The organism is Mediterraneibacter hominis (genome assembly GCF_014287475.1).
Taxonomy (GTDB): Bacteria; Bacillota; Clostridia; order Lachnospirales; family Lachnospiraceae; genus Mediterraneibacter; species Mediterraneibacter hominis.
Genome location: NZ_JACOPF010000005.1, coordinates 88,289 through 103,630 on the forward strand (window position 1 = coordinate 88,289; position 15,342 = coordinate 103,630).

General features: G+C 38.8%; 18 protein-coding genes. 16 read left to right on the forward strand and 2 right to left on the reverse strand.

Going from position 1 to position 15,342, the window contains the following annotated elements:
- The first annotated feature begins 54 nt into the window (after window positions 1-54).
- The 16 genes from H8S37_RS16270 (at window position 55) to H8S37_RS16340 (ending at window position 13,981) form a co-directional block, all read left to right on the forward strand.
- Window positions 55-855 (forward strand): MBL fold metallo-hydrolase, encoded by an 801-nt coding sequence (locus H8S37_RS16270; RefSeq protein WP_186877119.1) that lies wholly within the window; start codon window positions 55-57, stop codon window positions 853-855.
- A 55-nt stretch (window positions 856-910) separates the two neighbouring features.
- Window positions 911-3,103 (forward strand): glycoside hydrolase family 36 protein, encoded by a 2,193-nt coding sequence (locus H8S37_RS16275; protein ID WP_186877120.1) that lies wholly within the window; start codon window positions 911-913, stop codon window positions 3,101-3,103.
- Between the two features lie 131 nt (window positions 3,104-3,234).
- A complete protein-coding gene (locus tag H8S37_RS16280; RefSeq protein ID WP_186877121.1) occupies window positions 3,235-4,521 on the forward strand; it encodes an ABC transporter substrate-binding protein in 1,287 nt (428 codons plus the stop codon).
- A 33-nt stretch (window positions 4,522-4,554) separates the two neighbouring features.
- A complete protein-coding gene (locus H8S37_RS17350; RefSeq protein ID WP_243207235.1) occupies window positions 4,555-4,902 on the forward strand; it encodes a carbohydrate ABC transporter permease in 348 nt (115 codons plus the stop codon).
- Between the two features lie 23 nt (window positions 4,903-4,925).
- Entirely contained in the window at window positions 4,926-5,435 is a 510-nt protein-coding gene (locus H8S37_RS17355; protein WP_330605038.1) for a carbohydrate ABC transporter permease, read from the forward strand.
- 15 nt (window positions 5,436-5,450) lie between these two features.
- Window positions 5,451-6,287 carry a carbohydrate ABC transporter permease gene (locus tag H8S37_RS16290; RefSeq protein WP_186877122.1) on the forward strand — a complete coding sequence of 279 codons (837 nt, stop codon included), beginning with the start codon at window positions 5,451-5,453 and terminating at the stop codon, window positions 6,285-6,287.
- A gap of 18 nt (window positions 6,288-6,305) precedes the next feature.
- Window positions 6,306-7,139 (forward strand): response regulator transcription factor, encoded by an 834-nt coding sequence (locus H8S37_RS16295; protein ID WP_186877123.1) that lies wholly within the window; start codon window positions 6,306-6,308, stop codon window positions 7,137-7,139.
- Window positions 7,140-7,174: 35 nt separating this feature from the next.
- A complete protein-coding gene (locus tag H8S37_RS16300) occupies window positions 7,175-8,194 on the forward strand; it encodes a PDC sensor domain-containing protein (RefSeq protein WP_186877124.1) in 1,020 nt (339 codons plus the stop codon).
- On the forward strand, window positions 8,139-8,918 hold the full coding sequence (locus H8S37_RS16305) for a sensor histidine kinase (protein ID WP_186877125.1): 780 nt from the start codon (window positions 8,139-8,141) through the stop codon (window positions 8,916-8,918). The genes H8S37_RS16300 and H8S37_RS16305 overlap by 56 nt, the downstream gene beginning before the upstream one ends.
- Before the next feature lie 144 nt (window positions 8,919-9,062).
- On the forward strand, window positions 9,063-9,491 hold the full coding sequence (gene rplM / locus H8S37_RS16310; RefSeq protein ID WP_186877126.1) for a 50S ribosomal protein L13: 429 nt from the start codon (window positions 9,063-9,065) through the stop codon (window positions 9,489-9,491).
- 26 nt (window positions 9,492-9,517) lie between these two features.
- Entirely contained in the window at window positions 9,518-9,910 is a 393-nt protein-coding gene (gene rpsI, locus H8S37_RS16315; RefSeq protein WP_186877127.1) for a 30S ribosomal protein S9, read from the forward strand.
- Window positions 9,911-10,105: 195 nt separating this feature from the next.
- A complete protein-coding gene (locus tag H8S37_RS16320) occupies window positions 10,106-10,726 on the forward strand; it encodes a TetR/AcrR family transcriptional regulator (protein WP_243207236.1) in 621 nt (206 codons plus the stop codon).
- 26 nt (window positions 10,727-10,752) lie between these two features.
- Window positions 10,753-11,814: a ribosome small subunit-dependent GTPase A gene (rsgA, locus tag H8S37_RS16325; protein ID WP_186877128.1), complete on the forward strand. Its 1,062-nt coding sequence runs from the start codon at window positions 10,753-10,755 to the stop codon at window positions 11,812-11,814.
- Between the two features lie 61 nt (window positions 11,815-11,875).
- A complete protein-coding gene (locus H8S37_RS16330) occupies window positions 11,876-13,072 on the forward strand; it encodes an MFS transporter (RefSeq protein ID WP_186877129.1) in 1,197 nt (398 codons plus the stop codon).
- An 18-nt stretch (window positions 13,073-13,090) separates the two neighbouring features.
- Window positions 13,091-13,441 carry a DUF3795 domain-containing protein gene (locus H8S37_RS16335; RefSeq protein ID WP_186877130.1) on the forward strand — a complete coding sequence of 117 codons (351 nt, stop codon included), beginning with the start codon at window positions 13,091-13,093 and terminating at the stop codon, window positions 13,439-13,441.
- Window positions 13,442-13,660: 219 nt separating this feature from the next.
- Complete coding sequence (locus H8S37_RS16340; RefSeq protein WP_186877131.1) at window positions 13,661-13,981, forward strand: hypothetical protein; 321 nt, start codon at window positions 13,661-13,663, stop codon at window positions 13,979-13,981.
- Between the two features lie 14 nt (window positions 13,982-13,995).
- Here the strand turns inward: H8S37_RS16340 and H8S37_RS16345 are convergent, their stop codons facing one another.
- Complete coding sequence (locus tag H8S37_RS16345) at window positions 13,996-14,481, reverse strand: DUF2798 domain-containing protein (protein WP_186877132.1); 486 nt, start codon at window positions 14,479-14,481, stop codon at window positions 13,996-13,998.
- A gap of 209 nt (window positions 14,482-14,690) precedes the next feature.
- The gene (locus tag H8S37_RS16350; protein ID WP_186877133.1) at window positions 14,691-14,927 is read right to left on the reverse strand and encodes a helix-turn-helix domain-containing protein; all 237 of its coding nucleotides are present in this window, start codon (window positions 14,925-14,927) and stop codon (window positions 14,691-14,693) included.
- Window positions 14,928-15,342 lie beyond the last annotated feature (415 nt).

Below are 15,342 nucleotides of genomic sequence, written 5' to 3' on the forward strand. Positions count from 1 at the left end.
AAGGAAAGCAGAGAAACTTCCACAATAGGCTTAAATACTAAGAGAGGTGGCAAAATGAAATTTATTAATAAAATTCATACAAAAGGATTTATGGAAGGAGTGTATCTGGCAGAACCAGAAGCGAATGAAATTGCTTTATTCTGGCTAGGACAGGCGGGGTTCCTGATTAAGACACCGAAAGGAAATACGGTTGCTGTCGATCCGTGTCTATCGGATTTTTGTGAGAAGAAAACAGGATTTAAGAGGCTGGTTCCTGCTGTATGCGGATGTGAAGAATTGGAATGTGACATATTGTTGATTTCCCACGAACACGAAGATCACTTTGATGCAGATTTAATAGAAGTAATGGCACAGAACGGGCAATTTAAAGAAATATGGGGTCCTTGTTCTATTATACCGTGGATTCAGAAGTTTGGGTTGGAGAAAGTGTATACACAACTAGAATATGAGAAAAAAACAGAATTGCCCGGTGTGGCTGTCACGCCAGTATTTTCCGACCATGGCGCGGAAACTCCGAATGCAATGGGGTTTGTATTTGATTTTAGGGAGATACGCCTCTACTATGCGGGAGATACGGCATATTCCCCAGAATTAAAAAAGGCGGTGATGAATCTACATCCTGATATTGCGATTATGCCTATTAATGGGAGGTTTGGAAATTTGAATCCCATAGAAGCATACGATTTTGCAAAAGAAATGAAATGTCAGATTCTGATACCCTGCCATTATTGGATGTATGCAGAACATGGAGGGTTGCCGCTGCAACTGCTGGATATGGAAAAGGAAGATTCTGTGCCAAAGGTTGTCTGGTTGCGACAAGGTGAAGGCTGGGTGACTGGACCAGATTTAGTGTAACTATGCCTTTAAATAGCTGCTTAAAAGGTAAAGCGGAAAAGAAAGGAAAATAATTATGCTGGTAAAAGAAAATAATAGAATATATGACAGCAGTATAGCAAATACGGATATTGCCGAAGAAACGATTTCTGTTTTGTCAGAATATATATTGGGAGATATAACAGTACGATACATTACAGATAGAAACAGACAAGTAGGACTCTGGCTATATCCAGCTCATTTCACTCTTCCTCTCTCCGAAAAACGAAGAACACTTGATAATGAGAAATGGGCGCGGGGACATCTGAAAGGAAGAATTGCAATCAAAGTTGAGCCGTTGGTACATATTAAAATCAACGGGGACGATCAACCAGGAGAATTTGGCGGTGGAAGGACAATGAAGTGGTCACCATCGAATGAACGATTTCATTTAGTCGAACAAAAGGTGGAAGACGATAAGATAGTTACAATCTTGGAGGATAAGAGTGGGCTTCGTATTTTTCATAAATTAGAAGAAGGAACAAAGGGAATATTAAAAAGTGAAACCAGTTTTGTAAATGGCTCGGAAAAAGCCGTTAAACTCGAACTGTTTACTTCTTTTTCTATCGGAGGAATCAGCCCTTATGATTCATCTGATGCAGGGGAAAAAATACTGGTTCACCGTTTTCGCACTGGATGGTCGGCAGAGGGCCAGATGGTAAGCGAATCTATTGAACATTTACACCTGGAACGGACGTGGGCGGGGAAAACTCATTTGTCAGAGCGATTTGGACAGGTAGGCTCTATGCCTACGCGCGGATGGTTTCCGACAACTCTTGTGGAGGATACTGCGGCAGGCGTTACATGGGGCGCACGTCTGGAGGCGCCTGTTAGCTGGCAGATGGAAATTGGCCGACGCCATGATGATATAGTGATGTCTGGAGGAATTGCGGACAGAGAATTTGGACACTGGACAAAAACAATAGATACAAAAGAAACCTTCACTCCCCCTGCCGCCTGGCTGACCTGTGTTGCCGGTACAGTAGATGAGGCATGCGAAAGGCTGGTCAGCGTAGATCAGCAGGCGGCGGAAGAACAGCCGGCAATAGAACAGGAACTGCCTGTCATCTATAATGACTGGTGTACAAGTTGGGGAGAGCCAAGTGAAGAAGGATTGCTGGACACGGCAAAAAAAGCAGCCGAATTGGGAGTAAAATATTTCGTGATTGATGCTGGCTGGTACACACCAACAGATAAAAATACCAACTGGGTTACGTCATTTGGAGACTGGATTCCGGAAAAGGAAAGGTTCCCTAACGGAATACGTGCAGTAACCGAGAAAATCAGGGAATATGGGATGATACCAGGAATCTGGTTTGAGCCGGAATATGTTGCAAGGGATTCAAAAGCATTCCAAGAAACAGAACATCTGCTGAAAAGAGATGGCGTACCATTGACTGTCGGAGTGCGCAGAGCATGGGACTTGCAGGATCCATATGCAATTGCCTATATTCATTCGCGGGTAACTGAATTCCTTAGGAAATCAGGTTTTGGCTATCTTAAAGTGGATCACAGTGAGACGCTGGGAATAGGCGTGGATCATCCAGACGGATTGGGGGAAGGGCTGCGCTGTCAGGGAGAAGGGACCTTATCACTTCTTGAGAGCTTCCGAAAAGAACTTCCTGAATTGGTTATTGAGATAACATCAGCTGGAGGAAATCGGCTGGAGGCGTCTATACTTCAACGATGTTCAATGAACAGTTGTTCAGATGCTCATGGGGTGCCTGAAATTCCGATTATAGCCGCATCGATGCATCGCCTTATATTACCTCGTCAATCACAGGTCTGGGCTGTTTTGCTGGCAGCAGATTCTCCAAGAGAGATGGATTACAGCCTGTCGGCTGCTTTTCTGGGAAGGATGTGTCTTTCAGGAGAAATAGCTCAGTTGAGTGTGGGACAAAGGAAGCGGGTCAGCCGTGCCGTATCGTTGTATAAACGGGTGGTTCCTGTGATTAAATATGGTTCCAGCTCTATTATTAACAGACGAAATGCAAGTCTGCGCCATCCCAAAGGCTGGCAGGCGGTTGTTCGGATAAGAGAGAACGAAGGAATGATTGTAGTACATACGTTTGAAGAAGCGCCGGACGAAATTTCTTTACATCTTCCGGGAAGTAGATGGAAAATTACGGATAGTCTGAGTGCTGCTCAAACAGATATTAAGGGGGATGTGCTAAAAATATATAAAATGCCGGGGTTTTCTGGAAATGTATTTGTGATTGTTAGAGAATAATAATAAAAAAAAATAAAATATAAGATGAAATGTGGTGAAAATATTCAACTTTTTAGGTAATAATCACGCCTTTTTGAACAAGTTTTAGGATGATATTATAAATTTAGTAAAATTAAGGAGGGATTTAAAGGATGAAAAAAAGTATTTCGGTTTTATTAACCATTGCCATGGCAGGAGGACTGCTGGCAGGATGTCAGTCTGAAAAGACGGCAGAAAGTGATTCGGGAGAAAAAGAAACACTTACGGTCATGTGCGTAGGGACTGAGGCGGATGCAAATGTGGATGACTATAATGCCATTGCAGAAGAATTTTCTAAAAATAACGAATATGGCGTAGAAGTCAAGATTGACTATTATGAGAATGAACAGTATAAGACAAAACTGACAACTTTGATGGCTTCTAACGCTGTGCCGGATATTTTCTACACTTGGGAATTGTCCTATCTCGAACCTTTTGTAGAAGGAGGCAAAGTAGCTGATATTACATCTTACCTAGAAGAAGATGAAGAATGGAAAAATTCTTTTGCAGGCGGCACTTTAGAATTGCTTTCATATGATGGGAAATATTATGGGATTCCGACACAAAAAACTCTTTGTGTTGTGTACTACAATAAAGAGATTTTTGAAGAGAATAATGTAGAAGTTCCGACAACATTTGAAGAATTTCTCAATGTCTGTGAAACATTAAAGAACAATGGTGTTACACCAATAAGCCTGGCAGGAAGAGAGGCATATCCTTCCGCACAGATAGTACAGCAGATTGCTATTGGAATGGCAGGAAGCCAATTATTCGATGATATTAATGACGGAAAAGAAAAATGGAATAACGAAACATTTGTAAAAGCTGCAAAAGAAATGACGGATATGGCAGACAAGGGATATTTTCAGGAAGGATATATCGGCGCAAACCCAGATGAAGCGGTGAACACGTTTACGAACGGTCAGGCGGCAATGCTGTTCACGGGAGTATGGGAAACAGATAAAATAGCGCAGAGTGACTTGGGAGAAAACATATCGGCATTTGCATTGCCGCCGACAGATCCTCAGTATGAAAATATTTCGATAGGTTCTGTTGACACCAGCTTTGCAATTGCGGAAAACTCGGAACATAAGGATGCAGCTATTGCATTTCTGAAGTATTGGACTTCTGAGGAAAATGAAGAGACACTTTTATATAATGCCGGCAGAATTCCAGAACGCGAGTTTGAGATTGATGAGACGAAGTTAGATTCACTGACAGCAGATGTTTTAAAGGTTTCTAACGAACAAGAAAATGTAATACCATGGCTGGACAGACAGTTTGCGGCAGGAGAAGGCGTGGAATTTAATAATACTTGCGTTGCTGTGTTAGGCGGTGAGGATCCGCAGACGGCATTTGACGCTCTTCAGCAATTTGCAGAAGACAATGTGGAGCGATAAGGCTTCCGAAAACAAGCGGTTAGGAGGAATGGCATGAATAAGGTATTGGGAAATAAAAAAAGTATCGCGGTTTTTGTACTTCCGGCGTTTTGCATATATGCAGTTTTTGTTCTAATACCGATTGGGTATAACGTATATATGAGTTTCCTACAGACGGACTTAATGAGCCCCAGCAAATTTATAGGAATGAAGAACTATATAAATCTGTTTCGTGATAAGACCTTTATAGAAGCACTGGGAAATAATGTTATACTGGTGATTGGTTCTTTGGTCGCAAATTTGCCGATAGCTTTATTGTTGGGAAATATTCTGTTCCAAAAAATAAAGGGAAGTCATTTCTTCCAGACCGTTTTTTTCTGCCGAGTGTTATCTGTGGTGTAGCGATAGGACTGGCTTGGACCTTCATTTATAATTCAGAATTTGGAATCCTTAATAAATTACTAGAAACCGTTGGACTGGAAGATCTTCAGCATATATGGCTTGCAGATAAAAAGCTGGCTATGTTTTGCATCATGATCGTTGTTATGTGGCAATTTATAGGCTATCATATGATTATACAGATAGCGGCTATGAAAAATATTCCGGAGTCCTATTATGAAGCTGCTAGAATTGACGGTGCGGGTCAGTGGGAACAATTCAAAAAAATTACATTTCCATTGATAAAACCAATTTTGAAAGTAGATGCTGTTCTAATTGTCACATCGGCATTGAAATACTATGATTTGGTTGCGGTTATGACGGAAGGCGGGCCGGATCATGCAACGGAGCTATTGTCTACATATATGTATTATCAGGGATTTAGAACTTTAAAATATGGATATTCAGCGTCGATCGGTGTAGTATTGCTGCTGCTCTGTATTTGTTCAGTGCTGCTGTCTAATTTTATATTCCGTTCAGAGCCGACAGAATATTAGAGAGGAGAGAGGAAAATGAAACATTCATTGAAAGAAAAATGTTTTTTAGTTCCAAAATATATAATATTGATTGCGTTTACAATTATGTGCCTGTTTCCTCTTGTCTGGCTTTTCTTCAGTTCTTTTAAAACGAATGAAGAATTATATGCAAATCCATGGGGACTGCCGGCAGTATTTAGCCTGGAAAACTACAAACGGGCAATTATAGAAGGAAACATTTTTCAATACTTTGGCAATTCTGTTATTATTGCGGTAGTAACTGTTGTGGTGGCTGTTATATTAAGCTGTATGGTTTCGTACGCGATCGTCAGGATGCAGTGGAAACTGTCCAAAGTGACTTTGAACATTTTTCTTTTGGGAATGATGATCCCGGTATATGCTACGATCATTCCTTTGTTTTCAATGTTCAATAAAGTAGGGCTGTTAAATACGCATTTGGCTGTAATCCTTCCGCATATAGGAGTTGCATTTCCGCTGGCCATTTTTATTATGACAGGGTTTATGGGAGCTTTGCCAAGAGAGCTGGAAGAAGCTGCGGTTATGGATGGATGTAATATTTATCGTCTGTTTTTCAAAATTGTAATGCCTATTTCAAGATCTTCAATTGTTACAGTAGCAGTTGTAACATTTATAGGAGTCTGGAATGATTTGCTGCTTCCTCAGATTTTTCTGACAGATGCAGAAAAAATGACGCTGCCGGTAGGGCTTACAGAGTTCCAGGGGCAGTATGCAACCGATTATGTAGTTGAGATAGCCGCGGTTATTATTACAATTATTCCCAGCATTGTTGTGTATATCTGGCTTCATAAGCATATTATGGAAGGAATGGTTGCAGGAGCAGTAAAAGGCTAAAGAAAGGTGACATTGGTGATGAGATTACTGATAGCAGATGATGAGAGGATTATCAGAAATGGTTTACGCTCTCTTCCGTGGGAGTCGATGGGAATCCAAGAAGTACTTGAAGCGGAAAACGGATTAGCGGCGAAAAATATCCTACTGGATGAAAAGATAGATATCCTTATCAGTGATATAAAAATGCCCGGACTTTCAGGTCTGGAACTGGCAGAATATATTAAAGAACATTCGATGGACGTAGCTATTATACTGCTTACAGGTTATTCGGAGTTTGAATATGCAAGGCGCGCTTTGCAGAACCAGGTTTTTGACTATGTGCTAAAGCCTGTAAGACGGGAAGAAATACTTCCAACAGTAAAACGACTGGTTCAATCATTGGAGCGAGAGAGATATCGGGCAAATGTAGTCAAAAATTATGAAAGCGCTTCGGTTAGCAAAGACTTGAGTGAGCAGATTTTTTGGAGCTTTCGTGGGATAGACGAACAGGCGATGGAAATTCTTCAGGATATGGGGAAGAATTATGCCTCTGGGATTTCGTTACATTTTCTGGCAGAAAAGTATCACTTTTCTGCCGGATATCTATCCAGGATGATAAAGAAAGAAACGGGATATTCTTTTAGTGCTATTTTAAACAGTATTCGTTTAGCCGCGGCAGAAGAATTTTTGCAGGAAAATGCGAAAAAGATTAATCTGATTTGTGAACGTGCCGGCTTTAGTGATCCGAAATATTTTAGTCAGGTATTTAAGCGAACTTTTGGATGCAGTCCGGGAGAATTTAGAAAACAGGGTAAAGAAAAAAGATTATATAGTATTAAGGAAATATTGGAAATGTCAGAAGATACCGAATAAAAATACAATTTGGACAGAAACAAAAGGTGTATATTATGAAGAGACATAAATTTATCGGTATACGAAGAAGAATGATGATGATCTTTGCTGTTCTTATCAGTATTACAGGGATAGGAATTGCAGGGATTTTTGTTGTTGTATTCCGTTATGGATATGGTTCTATTTCCCAACAGTATTTAGAGGATGTTAACAGACAGACAACAAATAATCTGGAGCATAATATTCAAAAAACAGAGGATATAAATTTGCAGATATTATCAAGCCAGACAATGCAGAATCAATTAAAGACAGTAAATTCTGTACCAGATGATTTTTATAGTATTCAGAAGAGTCGGCAGATTGCGGAAAGGGAAGTATTGGTCAATGCATTGTATGAACCCTATATGGTTTCAATCAGCGTAATTTCTGTATCTGGTATAGAATTTTCTGTTAAAAAAGTTGGAATAGAAGCAGACCAATTCGGATTTACAGAAGAAGAGATTTATGCGGCAAATGGAAGTAGTCTTTGGAAAGTTATAGAAGGAGATAACCGGATATGTGTTGCAAAAGCGATTCTTGATTTAACCACTATGAAACCTCTGGGTTATATTAATATTATTTATGAAAACGATTATTTATCTGATATTGTCAAAGACAACTCTATAAATTATGAGGGGGCGGCTTATGTTGTAGATGGGGATGGAAAAATTGTAGCTGGGAATAAAGAAGAATATATAGGTACGGAATTTCCTGTGGATATTGAAAAACTCAAAAATTTAAATAACTCTCAGTACGATTTTTTAAGCAGTTCGGAATCTTTTTATTACATTGGAAATAAAATGCAGAATGATTGGACACTGGTACAGACAGTCTCTGTAAAAGAATTTTACAGGGAACTAAATAGAATGGTTTTCCTTGCGGCTACAGTTGTACTTTTTATTTTAGGAATCAGCTTTGTGTTTGTAAGAATGGCGACTTCCTTCAAAGATAGCAAAGCCTACACAGGAATTATTAGAAAGTATGAAGAAACTGGGGAAAGAAGGAAAATATCCGAGAGTAAAAGAGATTTCCTATGATGAAATTGGATTGATAGGAAAAGAATATAATGAAATGGCAGCACATATAGAAATGCTGATTGAAAAAGTTTATAAAATGGAACTGACACAAAAACAGGCTGAACTGGAATTTCTTCAAATGCAGATTAACCCGCATTTTCTATATAATACTTTGGATACAATCAGTTGGCTTGCTATGGAAAAAGGGAATACGGAAATATCAGATATTGCTATAGCTTTGGCGGAACTTTTGCGCGCTACGATAAAAAAAGAACATTTCGTTACACTTAATGAAGAATTAAAAGCTGTCAAGGATTATCTGCTGATTCAGAAAGAAAGGTTTGGGGATAAAATAACAGTTTGTTACGATGTAGCAAAAGAGGTATACGATTGCCAGGTTCCTAATTTTATTTTGCAGCCATTAGTAGAGAATGCGATTATTCACGGGTTGGAACCTAAAATCGAAAAAGGAAAGCTGGTAATTCGGATTCACATGGAAGAAAGAAAACTACATTTTCTTATAGCAGATAATGGAATAGGAATGACAGAGGAGGAAATAGAGTTTTTTTATCAGCAGTGTGAAGAGCAGGGGACAAAGCAGTTTATCGGTTTGAAAAATGTATATAGGCGGCTGATACTCTGTTATGGTGAGGAGAGCAGGCTGCATATAATTAGTAGAAAAAATGAGGGGACAAAAATTCAGTTTTTAATTCCTTTGGATAATAAAGTGACAGGTAAAAAGTGAAAAAAACTTGACATAAGGCCGGACAGGTACTATAATATTACAGCATGACATAAGGAGAAACGGTATACACCAAAGCCCCGGAGTGTACTGATTTCATATATAAAAGCAATGTTATAGTTGAGATTATTAGTAGGAGGAATACCCATGAAAACGTATATGGCTAACCCTGACAAGATTGAAAGAAAATGGTATGTGGTTGATGCAGAAGGGTGTACATTAGGACGCCTTGCTTCTGAAGTTGCAAAGGTGTTGAGAGGTAAGAACAAACCGGAATATACACCTCATATCGATACAGGTGATTATGTAATCGTTGTAAACGCGGAGAAAATAAAAGTTACAGGTAAGAAACTGCAGCAGAAGATTTATTACAATCACTCTGAATATGTAGGCGGAATGAAAGAGACTACATTGGCAGAGATGATGAACAAGAAACCGGAAAAAGTAATTGAGCTGGCTGTTAAAGGAATGCTTCCGAAAGGACCTATGGGCAGAGACATGATTAAGAAGCTTCATGTTTACGCTGGACCAGATCACGCACATCAGGCTCAGAAGCCAGAAGTACTGACATTTTAGGGAAAGGTTGAAAGGAGGACATTACAGTGGCTAACGCAAAATATTATGGAACAGGAAGAAGAAAAAAATCTATCGCAAGAGTATATCTTGTACCTGGAACAGGTAAGATTACTATCAATAAGAGAGATATTGACGAGTATCTCGGATTGGAAACATTGAAAGTTGTTGTACGCCAGCCGCTTGTTGCGACGGGTACAGTTGATAAATTTGATGTATTGGTAAATGTACATGGCGGTGGATATACAGGCCAGGCTGGAGCAATCCGTCACGGTATTGCAAGAGCACTTCTGGAAGCTGATGCTGATTACAGACCGGTTTTGAAATCCGCAGGTTACCTGACACGTGACCCACGTATGAAAGAACGTAAGAAATACGGTCTTAAGGCAGCACGTAGAGCTCCACAGTTCAGTAAACGTTAATCATACGTTTCAAAACATACAATTTCAAAAGATTTTACAGACCTCTCAGGGAGAAATCCTTGGGAGGTTTTTTAATGAAACAAAGCATTTGTATACCATTTCACCTTAAGTAGGAAATTATATTTAAACACTTGACAAGTAAATGATTGTTCACTATACTATATTAGTAAACAATCGTTTACTAGATGGAGGGCTATGATGAATACGAAGGAAAAAATATTAGTGGCTGCTTTGCGGCTATTTGCTGTCAATGGGTATGAGGCGGTATCTGTCAGCCAGATTGCCGGAGAATTAGGTATAACAAAAGGTGCGTTATATAGGCATTATAAAAACAAGAGAGATATTTTTAATTGCATATTTGAATATGTTTGCCAACTGGATGTAGAGCGTTCTCAGAAAAGCGGTGTTCCGGAAAAGGATTATTCGGAAATGCCGGAAGCTTTTTCTAATGTATCAGCAGAAAGTATAGGCGATTATATGAAAGCACAATTTCGTTATTGGAGTGAAGATGAAATTGCCTGCAATTTTCGCAAAATGCTGACACTGGAACAATACAAATCCTCGGAAATGAATGATTTATACCAAAAAGTTCTTGTAAGTGGACCCTTGGATTATATAGAAAATCTGTTTCGCGAACTATCAAAGGAACAAGAGAAACGGTTGCCATCGTCCCATGCGTTAGCAGTAGAGTTTTATGCTCCTTTTTATCTTTTGCTCAGTTTGTCGGATGGAGCAGATTGTAAGGAGAAAAAAGATGAAATCGCCAAAAGCTATGTGTGTTATATCAACGATTTCTTTCAAAAATATTTTGCATAAAAACTTATAGCAGAAAGGAAATTATAGTGAATAATTTGATTAACATAAAAAAATACGGATTCTCTGAAGCATTTTCAAACGAAACTTTACAAGATGCTTCATTAGAACCAGCTCGTGTTCTATCGCAGGAAAAAGGGTTCTATCGAGTTGTAACGGACAAAGGCGAGAAATTGGCGGAAGTGTCAGGAAAGTTCCGATTTCAGGCTACGGCTTCTTCCGATTACCCGGCTGTTGGAGATTTTGTACGGGTAAATTGGAACGAATCTGGCAACAGTGCAATCATCGAATCACTGTTGCCGCGAAAAAGTGCTTTTATCCGAAAAGCGGCTGGTGAACCGCAGCAGGAACAGGTAGTTGCTGCAAACATTGATACGATATTTTTATGTATGGCATTAAACAATGATTTTAATCTCAGGAGGTTGGAACGATATATTTCCATTGCATGGGACAGCAGTGCTATGCCGGTCGTTGTACTGACAAAATCAGATTTGTGCGATGATTTGGAGAACAAACTTTCAAAAGTATCTTCGATTGCTTTTGGAATAGACATTCTGGTTACGACCTCAACAGAAGAAAATGGATACAAGGAACTTCTACCATTCATTTCGGAGGGAAAGACGATAGCATTCATTGGTTCTTCGGGCGTAGGAAAATCCACCCTTATTAATCGATTATTAGGTAAAGAATACCTAAAAACAGACGGACTACGCAATGACGATAAAGGTAGACATACCACTACCCGCAGAGAATTGTTTGTGCTCCCTTCAGGCGGTATGGTAATCGATACTCCGGGTATGCGTGAATTTGGAATGTGGGATAACGATACAGGAATTGAGAGAACTTTTACGGACATTGAAGAACTCGCTGTTCAGTGCAAATTCCGTAATTGTACTCACACAAATGAGCCGGGATGTGCCATTAGAAGTGCACTGGAAATGGGAGAATTGCAGATAGAACGCTGGCAATCCTATCGGAAACTAAAAGCTGAAAATGATTATATTGAAGATAAGGAAAGCTATATGATTGCAAAAGGAAAACGGGAAAAAGAAATTTCAAAGCTGATAAAAAAAATGCCAATCAAACGGTAGTAGAATGGAGAGTATTTATGGAGCAGAAAGTGATTATTAGAAAAAAGGAACAAAAAAGATAATGATAATAAAACAAACGAAAAATAATTGGAAAAGAAATACTACTCTTTTTCTCATGAGTCAATGTATTACCTTGTTTGGTTCGATGATTGTACAAATGTCAATCATTTGGTATGTAACTTTGAAAACATCAAGTGGAACGTGGGTGGCTGCATTTACGATATGCTCTTATCTACCGCAATTTTTGACTTCTTTTCTAGGTGGAGTATGGGCAGACAGATACAGTCACAAAAATTTAATCATTCTTTCTGATACTGTAATTATGCTGGCAACTTTTATTATGTTTTTAGTAATACCTATGATGTCGTCAGATGTCATATTGTTAAGTGGATTATTGGGAATATCTATTATCCGCTCCATTGGTGCGGGAGTTCAAACACCTGCTGTCAATGCTGTAATACCGTATCTTGTACCAGAGGAATATCTGATGAAGTACAATGGAATAAATGCAACAATGCAGTCTATTGTCCAGTTTGCGTCCCCTGCTGTCGCAGGTGTTGTATTATCAGCAGGAACATTCCGCTCAACACTTTTAATTGATATTCTGACAGCTTTTGTTGGCATTGGAATATTATTTTTCTTACGCTTGCCAGTAAAATCTGTGACAAATGAAGCAGTGTCTATTTTAGAAGATATAAAAGCTGGTATTTGCTATTCCTTTTCAGATAAAAATATCGGGAAAATATTGATCGTTTATGGTATGTTTATCTTCTTATGTGTACCAGCCGGATTTATGTCAGCATTGTTAGTCAGTCGTGCTTATGGAGATACTTATTGGTATTTAACAGCAACAGAACTGATTGGGTTTGCCGGAATGACTTTAGGCGGCATATTGATAGGAATTTGGGGAGGTTTCCCAAACAGAGTAAAAACATTGGCGGTCGGATTGTCTGCTCTTAGTATTATGACAGTTGGCATGGGCATATCTCCTTACTTTTTACTTTATCTTGTAATAATGTTCTTATACAGTATAGCATTGACAATGATACAGACATCGACAACCACAATTATACAGGAGAAGGCGGATGAATCCATGCAGGGGCGTGTTTTTGGATTGATGGGAGCAATGTATTCTGGATTTCTTCCTGCTGGAATGGCTGTTTTTGGTCCGCTTTCAGATATTTTTCCGTTACGGTGGATTATGGTTGGTACTGGCATTGCCCTTGCCTTTGTGGTTATTTACTTAACAATAGAGTAGGAAACAAAGGGGCATCCGTTGGGAGGGAAATGTGTTGCTGCCAAATGCTATCAGTCAGGTGGTGAAAAGTGTTTTTTACAATATAAGAAGCAGCTAATAGATGAAGTTAATTCTTTTAAAATTAAGGACATGCCGCCTATAACAACACTTTTTCAATTAAGCGGCGCTTATGTGAATTTGGAATACACGCTTCCCGATGAGAGGAAAATCAAATTGCTTGACGATACAAAAATATATATCGGCTGTCAAGTAGAAAAAACAAATAGCGACAGATGTTATGGATTTGTTGCGGACAACGATTATCTGCTCATATGCGAGTATGGGTGTAATGGTGCAGAACCTGAGATTGTGATTTACAAAAAAAGATAAGTAGTCAGGTGGATGATTCATAAGGTGTGCTGAGGAGTAATGAGAAGTCCTGCGTTCGTAATGTGTTTGCAATACTACATTCCAAGAACCCAGTAAAATCAGGCATTCCCAGTTGCCCAAACGTTAATTAACTGTTTTAAATCGAAAAGTTCAAAAGCTCGAAAAATTTAAGTTTTCCAGGTTTTTTATAATCATTGGATTAGATGAGAGGTGAATTTTATGAGGGATATACCAACTATATTAGAGGAATTACAGAATTTAGCGCTCAAGGATGAGTCTGTACGGCAGAGACTTTTGAAAACAAGGGAGGCGACAGAGCCTCTGTCTGCATTTTGCAGGACCTGCAGGGAACTGGGATATGAATTGTATGAGATGGAATTAATCAGTGCGGGAGAGGAATTTTATGCGACAATGAAGCGGAGTACAAACGGAGGTGGAGAGAATTCTCCGGTTCTTAACGGGGAGGATGATTTTTACGAAATGTTTTTTGCAAATATCACTAATATAAATAAGTCCGCTTCAATAAGGAAACGGACTTAATCACAAGAAAAACGCTATGAGGCAAATTCCTCCTGGCCATTTTTCCTTTCAAATATACAGCGGAACAGAAAACGTACCAGCGGCCCGCAGAAGAAAAGCTGCCAGAAAAATGCCATGGGAAAATTTAAAACAACTGTCTGTAGCCAAACAGGCAGAAATTCACTTCCTGGTTGTTTAAAAATGCATATCCCCCAGAGACTCATAATCGGACACATAAAAGCGACTGTGACAGAAGATCTGATGAGAATGACAAAGACAGGCTTGTCTTCTCCGGGAGTTACCAACTGAAAAACGATTTTAGGCACAATTCTTTCGACAATGAAAAAGCTCATAATAAAACAAATAGGCAGTATTAATATTATTTCGCGGAATGTATGCAGCATTCCGGCGTTAGTCAGACCGTGCATCCGAAGTCCTGTGTTGTAAAGCTCCATAGCTATAACCATAAAGAATGACATCAGCAGGCAGAAAACTACCTCCTGGAATTTTGTTTTTGGCATAATAATCCTCCGTTTCTCAATATAAAAAGGCGTTAATCCATTGATGCACAATAGACTACGCCTTAGAGACTTATTTCTATTTGGCTGATTAAGCTCATTTCTATGTTATTTTCTGCTGTAATTTAGACGAACTAAAACTACAACAGAAATAATTATAGCAAAAGAATTTAGAAAATTCAAGCTGAGAATATTGAAAAAAGATACGCGGCTTATACAGAATCATCTGTAGCATTTCCTTTATGATAAGTGATAAGGCTGCCGACATCAATTTGAAGATAATAACACAGTTTACAGATCAAACCAGCGTCTAAGCGTTGAAATTCACTGCGGCAGTATCGGTTAAAGTTAGAACGTGGAATATCTAAATCTTTGCAGATTTTATTTTTGGAGATGTGTTTTTCTTTTAGTATTTCATCTATATGAAACTCCAAATAGCCGTAGTCCATTCAAATTCTCCTTTACAAATTTATTCTAATTATATATAATGAGGTAGTAAATAGTAAGTCACTATAAAGGGACTCACTATATCGTCATCCTTATAGCGAGACTTTTACTGTAAATCAGAGAGTGGTGGATTATGCGGGAATTATTTGAGGAACTTAAGGTATGCATGGACAATCTGAGATACTGTGTTGGCATGGAGAAATCTTGTTACAGGATCAAGGGAACCGAATTGGATATTAAACAGTGTCTGGAGAGATTCGAAAATGAGATACAGTATTATTATTACAAGAATTTGTCTTGTTTATCAGAAAAGGGTGGACAGAGGAACAAATTTGCGGAATATTTTGACCAATATAGAAGTGTAAAAGAAAGGATAATCTTATTATACATAGAAACTGACTGGAAAATATTCTGTAA

Bases quoted from the DNA above. Each gene is read 5' to 3' on its own strand.
- H8S37_RS16350 (WP_186877133.1), bottom strand. From the start codon at position 14,927: ATGGACTACGGCTATTTGGAGTTTCATATAGATGAAATACTAAAAGAA.
- H8S37_RS16280 (WP_186877121.1), top strand. From the start codon at position 3,235: ATGAAAAAAAGTATTTCGGTTTTATTAACCATTGCCATGGCAGGAGGA.
- H8S37_RS16275 (WP_186877120.1), top strand. From the start codon at position 911: ATGCTGGTAAAAGAAAATAATAGAATATATGACAGCAGTATAGCAAAT.
- rplM (WP_186877126.1), top strand. From the start codon at position 9,063: ATGAAAACGTATATGGCTAACCCTGACAAGATTGAAAGAAAATGGTAT.
- H8S37_RS16290 (WP_186877122.1), top strand. From the start codon at position 5,451: ATGAAACATTCATTGAAAGAAAAATGTTTTTTAGTTCCAAAATATATA.
- H8S37_RS16270 (WP_186877119.1), top strand. From the start codon at position 55: ATGAAATTTATTAATAAAATTCATACAAAAGGATTTATGGAAGGAGTG.
- H8S37_RS16305 (WP_186877125.1), top strand. From the start codon at position 8,139: ATGAAGAAACTGGGGAAAGAAGGAAAATATCCGAGAGTAAAAGAGATT.
- H8S37_RS16330 (WP_186877129.1), top strand. From the start codon at position 11,876: ATGATAATAAAACAAACGAAAAATAATTGGAAAAGAAATACTACTCTT.
- H8S37_RS16295 (WP_186877123.1), top strand. From the start codon at position 6,306: ATGAGATTACTGATAGCAGATGATGAGAGGATTATCAGAAATGGTTTA.
- H8S37_RS16345 (WP_186877132.1), bottom strand. From the start codon at position 14,481: ATGCCAAAAACAAAATTCCAGGAGGTAGTTTTCTGCCTGCTGATGTCA.
- H8S37_RS16340 (WP_186877131.1), top strand. From the start codon at position 13,661: ATGAGGGATATACCAACTATATTAGAGGAATTACAGAATTTAGCGCTC.
- H8S37_RS16300 (WP_186877124.1), top strand. From the start codon at position 7,175: ATGAAGAGACATAAATTTATCGGTATACGAAGAAGAATGATGATGATC.
- H8S37_RS16320 (WP_243207236.1), top strand. From the start codon at position 10,106: ATGATGAATACGAAGGAAAAAATATTAGTGGCTGCTTTGCGGCTATTT.
- H8S37_RS17350 (WP_243207235.1), top strand. From the start codon at position 4,555: ATGAATAAGGTATTGGGAAATAAAAAAAGTATCGCGGTTTTTGTACTT.